Raw genomic sequence first — 13,710 nt, forward strand, 5'->3', positions numbered from 1 at the left:
GCGGGTATCACGAAACACACCGATCCGACGAGGCACCCGCGCTCGAGTCCACGGTGAGCTGAAACGAAGCCACCTCGGCTGTCGCGTCTCGATGGATCATGGGCTATGGGAGCGCATCTGGTCTGGGACGGCTCATTAAATGAAATGGCCTGCTGACATGGCGCACCAGTGATCATGGCCAAGTCGGTGCGCCGCCGGATGATGGTCTGATCAGGCGGGTGCGCTCAAACGTCTCGGATGCAGGCATGCAGATGCATGTCGTGTCTGCCGTCGTCATGCACGGCAGCGCTCCGTTTGATGCCCTCCTGGAGATGGCCGGACTACGGACGAAACGCCGCTAAAGATCCCGTCGCCCCTTCTTCAGCCCGGTAGCGGAAAGAAGTCACTGAGCCCGTCCCGAATGCTTTCCCCAGATCCGTGTGAGGGCCGCCGCCTTCCGAAGATGCGACGATAAGCTTTCTGATCAGCAGGGCGTCCGCGTCAGCCATCGCTCAGGGGCCGCGCTGACAGGCGAAACGCGGAAGGATCGGCTGCGTCGCGGCGAGAGATTTCTCCGGGGCCGTGTCGATCCGCGGGCCACTCGTTCGACGTGAGGGTGCGAGGGCCGAGAGGCGGCCCCGCCGGACGAGGAGAACGCGATGCCGAAGTACATGCTGATCATGCGGGGCACCGACGAGTCGAACGCGGCCATGATGGCCGACATCGACGAGATGATGGCCACGACCCGCCAGTTCATCGAGGAGATGGTCAAGGCCGGTGTTCTCCTCGCGGCGGAAGGGCTGGACGATCCGGGCCAGGGCGTCGTGGTCGACTTCAGCGGCGAGGCCCCGGTGGTCACGGACGGGCCGTACGGCGAGACCAAGGAGCTGTTCGGGGGCTTCTTCCTGCTCGACGTCGCCTCGAAACAGGAGGCGGTCGAGTGGGCCAAGCGGGTCCCGGCGGCCCCCGGGTCCAAGATCGAGGTCCGGCGGGTGCCCGGGAGCGACGAGGTCCCCCAGGTCGACGAGTGATCGTCAAGGACTGGGCCGGACGCGAGAGCAACGGCCGAATCTGATGGGTACGGCCGACGTCGAGGCCGTCTGGCGGATCGAGTCGGCGCGGATCGTCGCCGCGCTGACCCGGTTCACCGGCGATTTCGGGCTGGCCGAGGACGCGGCCCAGGAGGCGGTGGCCGAGGCGCTGGTGTCGTGGCCGCTAGCCGCTCCGGCCAATCCGGCCGGCTGGCTGATGGCCACGGCCCGGCGGCGGGCGATCGACGCGATCCGCCGCCGGGCCGCTCTCCAGGACCGATACGCCCTGCTGGCGGCCGCCCCGGCGGTCGACTCGGCGGTTGACGAAGAAATCGACCTCGACAGGATCGACGACGACGTGCTGGCGCTGATGTTCGTCAGCTGCCACCCGGTGCTCTCCCCCGAGGCCCGGGTGGCGCTGACCCTGCGCGTGGTCGGCGGCCTGTCCAGCGAGGAGATCGCCCGCGCGTTCCTCGTACCCGTGCCGACCGTGCAAGCCCGGATCACCCGGGGCAAGAAGACGATCGCGGCGGCCGGGGTGCCGTTCGAGCTGCCGCCGGCAGGCGAGCGCCGGGAACGGCTTGGCGACGTGCTCAGCGTCATCTACGTGATCTTCACCGAGGGATCGACGGCCACGTCGGGCAACCGGCTGCTGCGCCCCGACGTCGCGTACGAGGCGATCCGGCTGGCCCGCACATTGGCCGCGCTGCAGCCGGACGAGCCGGAAGTGCACGGCCTGCTCGCGTTGTGCGAGCTGACGGCCGCGCGCTTCCCGGCCCGGACCGGCCCGGACGGTTCCCCGATCCTGCTCGAGGACCAGGACCGGCGGCGGTGGGACTTCTCGGCGATCCACCGTGGGCTGGCCGCGCTGGCGAAGGCATCAACCCACGGCCTCAGCCCCTACGGTCTACAGGCCGCGATCGCCGCCATCCACGCGTCGGCACCCTCGGTCGAGGCAACCGACTGGGACCGGATCGTGGTGCTCTACGAGGCACTAGGCCGGGTCGCACCCTCGCCGGTGGTCGTGCTCAACCGGGCCGTCGCCGTGGCCATGGCCTCGGGTCCGGCGCAAGGCCTTGCCATCGTGGACGAGCTGATCGCCTCGAACCGGCTCCCCGGTTCGTATTTGGTCCCGACCGTACGCGGTGAGCTACTGGCCCGGCTCGGACGGCGCCCGGAGGCACGCGCCGAGCTGGAGCTGGCGGCCCGGCTGTGCGCCAACCAGCGCGAACGCTCGGTGCTGCTGCGCAAGGCGGCCACGCTGGGCTGACTTCTCCAGCTCGGCCAGCCGGGATTCGAGGACCTGAGGGCATGGGGCATGGAGGCAACGCCGTCTCTCTGGCGGCGGTCGGGGGCGTGGTGCCGCCCGGCCCGCAGAGTGCGGCTGCGACGGGTGGCGAGCGCATCGACCGGGCCTCGAGCGCAGGGGTCCGGACGGAAGCACCCCCCGAAGTCCCGGTTGCGGCGTCAGGCGGTGAGGAGGGCGGCGCTGCCGTATGAGCCGCCGAAGCCCGTCACCAGCGCGACCTCGGCCCCTGCCCGTACCTCCCGCACGGCTTGGGCCACGTTGTTGAGCCCGTGCACGTAGCCCTCCGACAGGAGCCCGCCGTGCGGGTTGACCCGCGCGTGTCCCCTCGCCAGCAGGTGGTCGCCCAGTTCGGCCCGTGGCACCAGTCCGAAGTCCTCCAGTTGGCGCGGCACCAGCCACGAGTAGGCGTCGTAGAGCAGCGCCACCCGCACGTCGGTCGGCTGCATACGGGATACGGTCCACAGCATGGGGGCTACATGCGACGAGAAGATGGCCGTGACGTCCGGCGACCGGTCCATCGTCGAGCAGCCTGGCCCACCGCCGCGTACCACCGCCCTGATCCTCGGCCCGGGCAGCGACGCGCTGACCACCAGCGCGCAAGCGCCGTCGGTCTCCTGACAACAGTCGACTGTACGCAGGGGACTGCATACAAAAGGCTTCTCCAGGTATTCGTCCAGGGGAAGCGGGTCGCGGCGCAGCGCCCTCTCGTTGGAGGCCGCGTTTTCGCGGGACTGGGCGACCACCGCGTGCAGGTGCTCCGGCGTGAGGCCCGTGTCGTACAGGTACCGGGTGGCGGCCATGGCGAACATCGGGATCGGGCCCGCCATGCCGTACGGGATCGTGAAGCGCTCCTGCGGGCCCGTCGAGACGGTGTTCATGCGCTTGCCCGAGCGGCCGTTGAGGGCACGGTAGACCAGCACGTTGCGCGCCAGGCCCGTCTCGATGAGCATCGCCGCGTCACCGAGGATGGACGCCGCCTGGGTGCCGCCGCCGGAGATGTCGTTGTGCCAGCCCAGCCGGTCGATCCGTAGCGCTCTTGCCACGTGGACCACCGGGGCGGAGTCGTTGAGGTGGTAGCTGAGGACCGCGTCGATCTCGCGGGGGTCGAGGCCCGCGTCGGCGCAGGCGAGGCGGGACGCCTCGACCGCCAGCTCCAACTCCGTCTTGCCGGAGGATCGGGTGAGGGGGGTCATCCCGATCCCGGCGATGGTGCCGCGCATGCTCCTCCCGATCGTCCCTCTGGGCGGCCGTGCCTTCTCGGCGGCCTTCCGTTCCTCCCTCGGTCTTTCTCCCAGCGGCCTTTCGATGCTGCCAGTCCGCCGTGCCGGTGGAGGCCGGTGGTCGTGTCGGTTCGTCGCGCCTGTGGAGCCGGTGGTCCTGTTCTGTCGGCGGACGGTGGCTCGATGAGGCCTCTCCAGTTCGGGCGGAGCGTGGGATGTCGGTGGGGGCGGGGTGGTGACCGTGAGCATGGGTTGCCGCCCGCCGGCGGGGCGCGATCCGGGCGGCGGGCGGCGGTCCAGAGGCGTAGGAGCTGATGGCGTCGCAGGCGGGAGATCGCCCGCCCGTCACGGTAGTGCGACGCACGAAGTTAGGCAAGCGCTTGTTAGGTTTGCTCTCGCCGGAAAGATCGCGATCGCTTACCATGCGGGCATGACCGAGCAGGCACCGCCCGGAGTCGACCCCACGATCCCCAGCGTCGCGCGGATGTACGACTACTACCTCGACGGGAAGGCCAACTTCCCGGCCGACCGCGCCGCGGCCGACAGGATCATCCAGCTCGCCCCCGACGCCCGCGAGCAGGCTCGCCGCAACAGGGAGTTCCTCGGCAGGGTGGTGCGCCATCTGCGCGGCCAAGGGGTCACGCAGTTCCTCGACGTCGGCGCGGGGCTGCCGACGCAGGAGAACGTGCACCAGGTGGCGGGGGCCGGCGCCCGGGTGGTCTACGTCGACAACGACCCGACCGTGCTCGCGCACGCCAGGGCCCTGCTGGACCGCGAGGGCGCCCTACCGGGCCGCGAGGGTGCCCCGCGAGAGGGTGCCGCGCCAGGCCGCGAGGAAGCCGCTTCGGATGTCGTCGTCATGGAGGGGGATCTGCGCGACCCGGCCGCCATCCTCGACGCCGCCCCGCTGGACTTCACGCGACCCGTCGCGATCCTGCTCGTCGCCGTTCTGCACTTCGTGCCCGATGACGACGAGACCCTCGCCATCGTCTCCGAGTTCCGTTCCCGGCTGAAGCCGGGCGGTCACCTCGTCGTCTCTCACATCTACGCCGGCGATCACACCGAGGAGACCGTCAGGGAGGGCGCCGCCGTGTACTCCACGACCGCCACCGGCTCGCTCACCGGCCGCGACCCCGAGCGCATCGCCCGCTATTTCGAGGGCATGGAACTGCTGGAACCGGGCATCGTTCCCGTGGAAGCCTGGCGCCCGGCCGTGCCCGTCGAGGTGGACCTCGTCAAGCCAGGCATCCTGGGAGCGGTCGGCATAGTTGGGTAGTAGTACTATCTAACCATGCGCATGTCCCAGCTGAGCGCCGAGTCAGGCGTCGCCATCGCCACCATCAAGTACTACCTGCGGGAAGGCCTCCTCCACCAGGGTGAGCAGGTGGCGGCCACACGCGCGGAGTACGACGAGTCGCACCTGCGCAGGCTCCGGCTGATCAGGGCGCTGCTGGAGGTGGGCCGCCTGCCGATCACCTCCATCAAGAAGGTGATCGAGGCGGTCGACGACGAGACCCTGCCCGTGCACTACATGCTCGGCACCGCCCACTACGCGATCAGCCCCGTCGTCGAGGCAGGCGAGGGCGAGGAGTGGGCGGCGGCCCGCGAACAGGCCGACCGCATGATCGACGACCTCGGCTGGCAGGTCTCCAGGAACGCCCCTGGCCGCGACGAGCTCGCCCAGACCCTCGTCAAGCTGCGCCAGCTCGGCCTGGAGACCGACCTGACCCCTTACGCCCAGGCGGCCCACCAGCTCGTCACCGAGGTCGAGCTCGACACCATCCCGCTCGACGGCCCGCGCGACGCGGCCGTGGAGGCACTGGTCCTCGGCACCGTGCTGTACGGCAGGGCGTTCGACGCGCTGCGCCGCCTGGCCCAGGAGTCGGAGTCGGCCCGCAGACTGAAGGTCAGTCCCCCAGGACCAGGGGACGCTTGAGCAGCCAGAGCGCCGCACGCTTGAGCAGCGTGCAGTGCACCTCGTTGTCGTAGGAGCGCGCGTCGTGCCCGAGGGCGTCGTAGACGACGCGGCCCCGCCGTACCGGACGGGCCCAGAGCAGTGGCTGCCCCAGCGCGGAGGCCAGCGGACGCACGTCGGGCAGCACCTCCAGGTCGCTGTAGACCTCGTCCACCAGGTCGAAGTCGCGCAGTCCTTCGACGATCGGATGGCCGCCGAGGACGCGGACGCTCGTCCAGCCCAGCTGCGGGTGGTGCGAGGTACCCCACACCCAGCGGGCGCCCAGCACGCGGGGCCATCCCTGCCAGTCGTCGAAGCAGATCGAGGCGGCGTGCATGCACAGCAGGCCGCCGCCTTGTTCCAGGTGGTCGAGCAGCGTGGTGCGGGCCTGCGCGGGCAGCGTGAAGCCCTTCTGCTGCCAGCGCAACGCGTTGACGGTGATGAGCTGGTACTCCGACGGCTCGCTGAGCGCTCCCGCGATGTCGTCGGTGATCTCGGACTCCACCCCGACGTCGGCCAGCACTCGCGCGAGGGCCGCCGACGTGGTGTCGAAGTCGTGGAACAGGCCTCCTGAAAGAATCAGATTTCTAGCCACGTCACAACTTCATCACGAGTGACCCAGGTAAATCCATGCCGTCCGCTGACCCGGCGAAAAGGTGATCTTGGGAACGATCTCCCGCATGAGATTCGTCATGATGGCGGCCCTGGCGTCCGCCGCTCTCATCTCCACGTCCGCGACCGTCTCGGCCGCGCCCGCGTCGTCGGCGACGGCGCTCCTCCTGGTCCAGGTCAACGTCCCCGGCGGCTGGTTGACTTCGGTGAACCTGACCTGCGGGCCCGCCGGCGGCGCCCATCCGAAGCCCGCCTCCGCCTGCGCGCTGCTGACGGACGTCGACGGCGACCTTGCGCGGTATCCGGGCGAGGAGGGCGTCTGCACCAAGGAGTACCTGCCGCACGAGGTCTCGCTGACGGGGCGGTGGGCGGGCAGACCCGTTCGCTTCGAGAAGACCTTCGCCAACCAGTGCGAGCTGTTCCTGGCCACGGGAGCGGTCTTCGACGTCTAGCAAGGCTCGGGCGCGCCTTTGGGGAATGTGAGCCGGTTCACTGTCACAGAGTGCGCGCCTGCCCCGTCCAGTCGCCATGAGAGTTCTCGTAGCAGGAGCATCCGGAGTCATCGGGCGGCAGCTGGTGCCGCTGCTCACCGCCGTCGGTCACGAGGTGATCGCGCTGTCCAGATCCACGGGCGGCCCCGACATGCTCGACCGCGCCGCCACCGTCCAGGCGGTACGGCAGGCGGCGCCCGACGCCGTGATCAACATGCTCACCGCCATCCCGCAGGCCATCAACCCCCGCACCCTCGCCAGGGACTTCGAGCTGACCAACCGGCTCCGCGTCGAGGGCACCCGCAACCTCATCGCCGCCGCCCCCGACGCCAGGCACATCGCGCAGGGCCTCGCCTACGCCTACGCGCCCGCCGAGGGCCTGGCCGACGAGGACGCGCCGCTGTGGCTGGACGCGCCCCAGCAGTTCACCCCGAACGTCACGGCACTGGTGGAGCTGGAGCGGATGACCGTGGAGGCCGGCGGCCTGGTGTTGCGTTACGGTCACCTCACCGGCCCCGGCTCGGTCTACGACAAGGACGGCTCGACCACCCAGGCGGTGCTCGCGGGCAAGATGCCGATCGTCGGCGACGGCGGCTCGGTGTTCTCCTTCACCCACGCGCACGACGCCGCCACCGCCGTCGTGGCCGCGCTCGACAAGAACGTCACCGGCGCGCTCAACGTGGTCGACGACACCCCGCTGACGCTCAGGGAGTGGCTGCCCGCCTTCGCCGGCAGGCTCGGCGCTCCGGCGCCCAAGCGCTTCCCCGCCTTCGTGGCGCGACTGGCGGTCGGCGGGTTCGGCGTGGCGTTCATGACCAAGCTGCGCGGCGCCGACAACAGCAGGGCGAGGCTGAGGCTCAACTGGCGCCCCAGGCACGTCTCCTTCCTCGACGATCCCGAGTGACGGGACCCGCGACATGACCGGACGGCACAGGACGGCCGGGCGGGCCCAGGGGCCGGACATCTTCGCGACGCGCCACGACGCGACCGGGATCGGGACGGCGGGGCGGCCAGGAACGGACGAGCAGATCGGGCGCCAGACCGCCCGACCACCCTGCATGGGCGACCCGGCATGATACGAACCGTGGATTTCGAGACATACCGCCCCATGCTGCTCGGGTTGGCCTACCGCCTGCTCGGCAGCATGTGGGACGCCGAGGACGTCGTCCAGGAGGCGTGGCTGCGCTGGAGCGGGACCGATCAGGCGAAGGTCGAGGAGCCGCGCGCCTTCCTGGTCACGATCGTGTCCCGCCTGGCGCTCGACCAGCTCAGGTCGGCGCGGGTCAAGCGCGAGGCCTACACGGGCCCCTGGCTGCCCGAGCCCGTGCCGACCGCCCAGGTGGGGCCCCTCGACACGGCCGAGCTGCGTGACACCCTGTCGTACGCCACCCTCCACCTGATGGAGCGGCTCTCGCCGCCCGAGCGGGCGGTGTTCGTGCTCAGGGAGGCGTTCGACCTGCCGTACGAGGAGATCGCCGAGATCGTCGGCGCGAGCCTGGCCAACTGCCGCCAGATGCACCACAGGGCCTCCGTACGGCTGGCCGAGGGCAGGGACCGCTTCCGGCCGAGCGCCGAGGACCACTCCAAGCTGCTGCTGCGCTTCCTGGACGCGGCGCAGGGCGGCGACCTGGCGGCGCTCACCTCGATGCTGAGCGACGACGTGGTGGCCTGGAACGACGGCGGCGGCAAGGTCCGCGCCGCGCTCAACCCGATCATGGGGCGCGACAAGGTGGTGGCCTTCGTCGCTGCCCTCACCAGGCGCTACTCGTTCGAGGACGCCAGGGTGGTCGACGCGAACGGCGCTCCCGCGCTCTGGATCGTGATCGAGGGGCGACCCCAGGTGGCCACCCTCGACGTCCGCGACGGCCTGGTCCACGGCATCTACGCGGTGCTCAATCCCGACAAGCTCCGCCCCTTCCCCGAGACGGACCACTTTCCTCAGACGGCCTAGGAGGAGAACCGCATCGGGCCTCGCGGCGGCAAGGTCACGCGATCGGTAGTCTCGCTGTCATGGATCTCGGCATCACGGGCAAGGTCGCACTGGTCACCGGTGGTAGCGCGGGCATCGGGCTGGCCGCCGCCAAGGCGCTGGCGCGGGAGGGGTGCGACGTGTGCGTGAGCGCGCGCAGCCCCGAACGGCTCGCCGATGCCGTGGTGGAGCTGCAGGAGTTCGGCCACGTGGTGCACGCCGTCCTCGCCGACGTGGAGGATCCCGCCGCCGCCGAGCGGGTGGTGGCCGAGACGCGAGAGGTCCTGGGGCCGGTCGACATCCTGGTCGCCAATTCGGGTGGGCCACCGGCCGGCACGTTCGTCGAGGTGAGCCTGGCCGACTGGGAGGTGGCCGTGCAGCGCAACCTGCTGGGCACCGTCCGTCTGATGCGGGCGGTTCTGCCCGACATGCGCTCGCGCGGCTGGGGCCGCATCATCACCGTGACGAGCAGGTCGGCCCGGGAGGTGATCGACGGCCTGGCGCTGTCCAACGCCACCCGCACGGCCGTCGCCGGCGTGGTGCGGACGCTGGCCAGGGAGGTGGGCGAGGACGGCATCCTCGTGAACAACGTGCTCCCAGGCCCGATCGACACCGAGCGGCTGCGGTCGCTCGGGCACACGGGGAGCACGCCGCTCGGGCGGATCGGGCGCCCCGAGGAGGTGGGCGACGTGGTCGCCTTCCTCGCCAGCGAGCGGGCGTCGTTCGTCAACGGCGTATCGCTGCTGGTCGACGGTGGGGAGAGCAGGGTCGTGGCCTGAACGCCGATTCACCATCCGCCAACCCATGACATCCTTCGTGTAGAAGCGTAAAGGGGAAGGACGGGGGCATGGACAAGCCGGTCATCGTGACGGTTGACGACGACCCGGGCGTGTCGAGGGCTGTCGCCCGCGACCTTCGGAAGAAGTACGGCCAGCAGTACCGCATCGTGCGCGCGGAGACGGCCGAGCAGGGCATCGAGGCGGTCCGCGAGATGCGCCTGCGCGGCGACGAGGTGGCGGCGATCCTGGCCGACTACCGGATGCCGCAGATGAACGGTGTGCAGTTCCTCGAAGCGGCGATGGACATGTACCCGTTCGCGCGCAGGGTGCTGCTGACCGCCTACGCCGACACCGACGCCGCCATCCAGGCGATCAACGTGGTCGACCTCGACCATTACCTGCTCAAGCCGTGGGACCCGCCGGAGGAGAAGTTCTATCCGGTGATCGACGGCCAGCTCGACGCGTGGCAGCGCAGCGACCGGCAGATCAGGCCGGAGCTGCAGGTGGTGGGCGACCGCTGGTCGGCTCAGTCCTACCGGGTGCGCGACTTCCTGGCCCGCAACCACGTGCCGTACCAGTGGATGCTGGCCGAGGACCCGGAGGGGCAGCAGCTGGTCGCGGCCGTGGGCAGCGACTGCCATCTGCCGCTGGTGATCACCGCGGAGGGCGAGCACCTGCAGGCGCCCGACCAGTCGACGCTGGCCTCGGCCGTGGGCCTGTCCACGACGCCGTCGACCGACTTCTACGACCTCATCGTGATCGGCGGCGGGCCCGCGGGGCTCGGCGCCGCCGTCTACGGCGCCTCGGAGGGGCTGCGGACGGTGCTGGTCGAGGCGTACTCCTCGGGCGGCCAGGCAGGCCAGAGCTCGCGGATCGAGAACTATCTGGGCTTCCCCGACGGCGTCTCGGGCGCGCAACTCGCCGACAGGGCGCGAAGGCAGGCGCTCAAGTTCGGCGCGGAACTGCTGACCGCGCGCAAGGTCGTGAGCCTGGAGGCGAAGGGCCAGGCCAGGGTGGTCGGCTTCAGGGACGGAGGGGAGATCGCCGCGCACGCGGTGATCCTCGCCACCGGCGTCACCTACCGCAGGCTGGAGGCTCCGGGGCTCGACGACTTCGTCGGCAGGGGCGTGTACTACGGCGCCGCGCTCACCGAGGCGGCCTCCTGCCAGGACGGCGAGGTGTTCATCGTCGGCGCGGCCAACTCGGCGGGCCAGGCGGCCGTCTACCTGGCGGGATTCGCCAGCAAGGTCCATTTGTTGGTGAGGGGTGAAGGTTTGGAGAAGTCCATGTCCTACTACCTCATCGAGCAGATCGCGGCGATCCCCAACATCGAGGTCCACTACGAGACCCAGGTGACCGCCGGCGCGGGAGACGACCACCTCGAACGGCTGACGCTGACCACCCAGGGCAAGGAGTGGACGGCCGACGCGCAGTGGCTGTTCGTCTTCATCGGGGCCGAGCCGTACACGTCGTGGCTGGGCGACGGGCTGGAGCGCGACGCCAAGGGGTTCGTGCTCACCGGGCCCGACCTGGTGGCGTACGGCGAGCGGCCGCGCAACTGGCCGCTGCGGCGGCAGCCGTACTTCCTGGAGACCAACGTGCCGGGCGTGTTCGCCGCCGGTGACGTCCGCGCAGACTCGATCAAGAGGGTCGCCTCCGCCGTCGGCGAGGGCGCTATGGCCGTGGCTCTGGTGCACCGCTACATGGAGAAGCAATGATCGACATAGACGAACTGCGCAAGCTGTTCCTCTTCGAGCGGCTGACCGACGAGCAGCTGACCCTGCTGGCGGCCAAGGGCGAGGTCCGCTCGTACGAAAGGGATGAGTTCGTCCTGCGGCAGGGCGAGCCGTCCGAGCACTTCTTCGTCCTCATCGAGGGCGAGGTGCAGATGCTGACCGACACCAGCGCGGGCCCGGTCTCCCAGCCGCGCACCGCCCAGCCCGGCGTCTACGCCGGGGCCGTCCAGGCCTACCTCGGCAACCGCGCGCCCGACGTCTACCAGCACTCGCTGCGCGCCACGGCGCCCACGAGGATGTTCGTGCTGCCGGCCAAGAAGTTCGGCCACATCGTCACCGAGTGGTTCCCGATGGCCTTCCACCTGCTGGAGGGCATGACGTACGGCGGGCGGGCGGCCCGCGAGATCATCGACAGGCGGCAGCGGCTCACCGCGCTCGGCACGATCACGGCGGGGCTCACGCACGAGTTGAACAACCCGGCGGCGGCGGCCGTGCGGGCCGTGAGCGAGCTGCGGACGCTCATCAGGGCCTCGCGCATCCAGCTGGCCGGGCTGGCGACCGAGGGGATACCGCCGCAGAAGCTGCTGCACCTCATCGAGATGGCCGACGCCTGCGCGCAGGCCGTAGGGACGCTCCCCCCTCGCACCCCGCTGGAGATCTCCGACGCCGAGGACACCGTGGGTGAGGCGCTGGAGGACCTGGGCGTCGAGGACGCGTGGGAGCTGGCGCCCTCGCTGGTGAACGCCGGGTTCACGCTCGAGACGCTGGCCAAGATCCGCACCAAGGTGGGCGACGACCACGCGGGCGCGGCGCTGCGCTGGCTGTCGGAGGCCACGGAGATCTCGCAGATGTTGGGCGAGGTGACCGAGGCCACCGAGCGGATCAGCTCGCTGCTGGCCTCGGCCAAGCAGTACTCCCAGATGGACCGGGCGCCGTACAGCGTGATCGACGTGCACGAACTGCTCGACAGCACGTTGGCGATCTTCAGGGGGAAGATCCCTCCAGGGGTCTCCGTGGTCACCGACTACGACAGGACCCTGCCGTCGATCCCCGCCTACGGCGGCGAGCTCAACCAGGTGTGGACGAACCTGATCCACAACGCGCTCGACTCGATGGGCCAGGAGGGCACGCTCACCATCCGCACGGCCCACGACGAGGACGAGGCGATCGTCGAGATCGGCGACACGGGTCCCGGCGTGGCCGACGAGATCAAGGAGCGCATCTTCGAGCCGTTCTTCACCACCAAGACCGTGGGGAAGGGCACCGGGCTCGGGCTGGACATCTCCTACCGGATCGTGGCGGGCCGTCACAACGGCGAGCTGAAGGTGCGGTCGGTGCCCGGCGACACCTGGTTCGAGGTACGGCTCCCGCTGCGGGAGACACCCGCCTAGCAGCGACCGGCGATCATGTCCATGAGCCGCGGCACCACCCGGTCCGCGCCGACCCTGAACCCGTCGTGCTCGAACTCGTTGGTCACCCACGCGCGCGTGTTGGCCACCCGGCCTGCCGTCTCCAGCGACAGGCCGGCGTCGACGTACATGTCGTCGTGGTACACGACGGCGGCCACGGGCACCTGGTTGCCCGCCAGCCGTACCGGGTCGTAGAGGGCGGGCCAGCCGGAGTGGGCGGCGAGTCGCTCCGCCGCCTCCCTGAACGGCCGCAGCGAGCGGATCTCGTCGAACATCCACGGGTAGATCATCTCGCCGGTGAGCATCTCGGGGGCGGCGAAATCCTCCGGCATGACCCTGGCAGCGGCCCACGCGGTGGCGGCGCCCTGCGCGTAGATCGGCTCGTGCAGGACCGCGTACAGCGGGTTGCCCACGAAGCCGGTGGCCGTCATGACCTCGTAGAGGAACGCGTCCGACAGCTCGCCGCCCTCCCACGCGTCGTCCAGCAGCCAGTGCAGCGAGGCGGCGCCGTCACCGGTGCCGAGTCTCATGCCGAGCGTCTTGAAGCGTCTCGAGGTGAGGCGGTCGCCGTCGGGCAGCAGCACCTCCTTGCCGTCCAGGTGCTCGACGATCCGCCGCACCTTCTCTGCGTCGCCGGGGAAGAGCCGGTAGAAGCGGGTGACCTTGTCGCGCACCCGCCCGTAGGTGCGGGTGTAGACGTCGTCGGCGGTGGCGTCGAGTCCGGGCAGGCCGCCGGTGATGTGGCAGGCCCTGAGCGCCGACGGCGCCTGCGACAGGTAGGTGAGAGTGACGAATCCGCCGTAGCTCTGCCCCCAGCTCTCCCACTGCTCGACGCCCAGCGCGGCGCGGATGTGCTCGCAGTCGGAGACGATCGCGTCCGCGCGGAAGTGGGTGAGGTAGGCGGCCAGGTCCTCGGGTTCCCTCGGCAGGGCGGAGGCGACGACGGGCGTGCTGCGGCCGGTGCCGCGCTGGTCGAGAAGCAGGACGCGGTGGGTCTTCAAGATGTGGGCGAAATGCGCGGGGGCCGTCAGCCTGGGCGAGCGGCCACCGGGGCCGCCCTGCAGGAACAGCGCCCACGGCAGGTCCGATCGGGTGGGGTCGGCGATCTCGCGGGCGAAGACCGTGATGGTGGGGCCGCCCGGGTCGGCGTGGTCGAGCGGGACGGTGAACTCGTGGTCGATGGCACGCAGGCCCGGCAGAGTGACTTTCACTGTCATATGA

Annotated in this window: 12 protein-coding genes and 1 pseudogene; 10 read left to right on the forward strand and 3 right to left on the reverse strand. The window is 70.4% G+C overall.

Annotated elements, in window-relative coordinates:
- The first annotated feature begins 638 nt into the window (after window positions 1-638).
- Window positions 639-1,054 (forward strand): annotated as a pseudogene (locus ACFSKW_RS38530) (YciI family protein).
- Window positions 1,054-2,280, forward strand: coding sequence for an RNA polymerase sigma factor (locus tag ACFSKW_RS38535; protein ID WP_379578516.1), 1,227 nt, complete (start codon window positions 1,054-1,056; stop codon window positions 2,278-2,280). Before ACFSKW_RS38530 ends, ACFSKW_RS38535 begins: the two are co-directional and overlap by 1 nt.
- Before the next feature lie 197 nt (window positions 2,281-2,477).
- Here the strand turns inward: ACFSKW_RS38535 and ACFSKW_RS38540 are convergent, their stop codons facing one another.
- Window positions 2,478-3,539, reverse strand: coding sequence for a thiolase C-terminal domain-containing protein (locus tag ACFSKW_RS38540; RefSeq protein ID WP_379578518.1), 1,062 nt, complete (start codon window positions 3,537-3,539; stop codon window positions 2,478-2,480).
- Between the two features lie 430 nt (window positions 3,540-3,969).
- Here ACFSKW_RS38540 and ACFSKW_RS38545 point away from each other — a divergent pair, with 430 nt between their 5' ends.
- Window positions 3,970-4,815, forward strand: coding sequence for an SAM-dependent methyltransferase (locus ACFSKW_RS38545; RefSeq protein WP_379578520.1), 846 nt, complete (start codon window positions 3,970-3,972; stop codon window positions 4,813-4,815).
- Window positions 4,816-4,830: 15 nt separating this feature from the next.
- Window positions 4,831-5,475, forward strand: coding sequence for a MerR family transcriptional regulator (locus ACFSKW_RS38550; RefSeq protein ID WP_379578522.1), 645 nt, complete (start codon window positions 4,831-4,833; stop codon window positions 5,473-5,475).
- Here ACFSKW_RS38550 and ACFSKW_RS38555 read toward each other — a convergent pair.
- On the reverse strand, window positions 5,447-6,088 hold the full coding sequence (locus ACFSKW_RS38555; RefSeq protein ID WP_379578524.1) for a ThuA domain-containing protein: 642 nt from the start codon (window positions 6,086-6,088) through the stop codon (window positions 5,447-5,449). The two genes, ACFSKW_RS38550 and ACFSKW_RS38555, sit on opposite strands and share 29 nt — an antisense overlap.
- A gap of 85 nt (window positions 6,089-6,173) precedes the next feature.
- On the opposite strand from ACFSKW_RS38555, the gene ACFSKW_RS38560 reads away from it, so the two are divergent.
- From ACFSKW_RS38560 to ACFSKW_RS38585, 6 genes are all read left to right on the forward strand, one after another.
- Entirely contained in the window at window positions 6,174-6,557 is a 384-nt protein-coding gene (locus ACFSKW_RS38560; RefSeq protein WP_379578526.1) for an SSI family serine proteinase inhibitor, read from the forward strand.
- 76 nt (window positions 6,558-6,633) lie between these two features.
- The gene (locus tag ACFSKW_RS38565; protein ID WP_379578528.1) at window positions 6,634-7,500 is read left to right on the forward strand and encodes an NAD-dependent epimerase/dehydratase family protein; all 867 of its coding nucleotides are present in this window, start codon (window positions 6,634-6,636) and stop codon (window positions 7,498-7,500) included.
- A 180-nt stretch (window positions 7,501-7,680) separates the two neighbouring features.
- Window positions 7,681-8,547 (forward strand): RNA polymerase sigma-70 factor, encoded by an 867-nt coding sequence (locus tag ACFSKW_RS38570; RefSeq protein WP_379578530.1) that lies wholly within the window; start codon window positions 7,681-7,683, stop codon window positions 8,545-8,547.
- Window positions 8,548-8,606: 59 nt separating this feature from the next.
- The gene (locus ACFSKW_RS38575) at window positions 8,607-9,344 is read left to right on the forward strand and encodes an SDR family oxidoreductase (protein ID WP_379578532.1); all 738 of its coding nucleotides are present in this window, start codon (window positions 8,607-8,609) and stop codon (window positions 9,342-9,344) included.
- Between the two features lie 68 nt (window positions 9,345-9,412).
- The gene (locus ACFSKW_RS38580; protein WP_379578534.1) at window positions 9,413-11,062 is read left to right on the forward strand and encodes an NAD(P)/FAD-dependent oxidoreductase; all 1,650 of its coding nucleotides are present in this window, start codon (window positions 9,413-9,415) and stop codon (window positions 11,060-11,062) included.
- The gene (locus ACFSKW_RS38585) at window positions 11,059-12,471 is read left to right on the forward strand and encodes an ATP-binding protein (protein WP_379578535.1); all 1,413 of its coding nucleotides are present in this window, start codon (window positions 11,059-11,061) and stop codon (window positions 12,469-12,471) included. The genes ACFSKW_RS38580 and ACFSKW_RS38585 overlap by 4 nt, the downstream gene beginning before the upstream one ends.
- Here ACFSKW_RS38585 and ACFSKW_RS38590 read toward each other — a convergent pair.
- Window positions 12,468-13,706 carry an alpha/beta fold hydrolase gene (locus ACFSKW_RS38590; RefSeq protein WP_379578537.1) on the reverse strand — a complete coding sequence of 413 codons (1,239 nt, stop codon included), beginning with the start codon at window positions 13,704-13,706 and terminating at the stop codon, window positions 12,468-12,470. The genes ACFSKW_RS38585 and ACFSKW_RS38590 overlap by 4 nt on opposite strands.
- Window positions 13,707-13,710: the final 4 nt, after the last annotated feature.

It is taken from the genome of Nonomuraea mangrovi, assembly GCF_042681425.1.
Taxonomy (GTDB): Bacteria; Actinomycetota; Actinomycetes; order Streptosporangiales; family Streptosporangiaceae; genus Nonomuraea; species Nonomuraea mangrovi.

Coding starts and splice junctions, on each gene's coding strand:
- ACFSKW_RS38560 (WP_379578526.1), top strand. CDS start 6,174: ATGAGATTCGTCATGATGGCGGCCCTGGCGTCCGCCGCTCTCATCTCC.
- ACFSKW_RS38545 (WP_379578520.1), top strand. CDS start 3,970: ATGACCGAGCAGGCACCGCCCGGAGTCGACCCCACGATCCCCAGCGTC.
- ACFSKW_RS38565 (WP_379578528.1), top strand. CDS start 6,634: ATGAGAGTTCTCGTAGCAGGAGCATCCGGAGTCATCGGGCGGCAGCTG.
- ACFSKW_RS38540 (WP_379578518.1), bottom strand. CDS start 3,539: ATGCGCGGCACCATCGCCGGGATCGGGATGACCCCCCTCACCCGATCC.
- ACFSKW_RS38585 (WP_379578535.1), top strand. CDS start 11,059: ATGATCGACATAGACGAACTGCGCAAGCTGTTCCTCTTCGAGCGGCTG.
- ACFSKW_RS38550 (WP_379578522.1), top strand. CDS start 4,831: ATGCGCATGTCCCAGCTGAGCGCCGAGTCAGGCGTCGCCATCGCCACC.
- ACFSKW_RS38535 (WP_379578516.1), top strand. CDS start 1,054: ATGGGTACGGCCGACGTCGAGGCCGTCTGGCGGATCGAGTCGGCGCGG.
- ACFSKW_RS38590 (WP_379578537.1), bottom strand. CDS start 13,706: ATGACAGTGAAAGTCACTCTGCCGGGCCTGCGTGCCATCGACCACGAG.
- ACFSKW_RS38575 (WP_379578532.1), top strand. CDS start 8,607: ATGGATCTCGGCATCACGGGCAAGGTCGCACTGGTCACCGGTGGTAGC.
- ACFSKW_RS38580 (WP_379578534.1), top strand. CDS start 9,413: ATGGACAAGCCGGTCATCGTGACGGTTGACGACGACCCGGGCGTGTCG.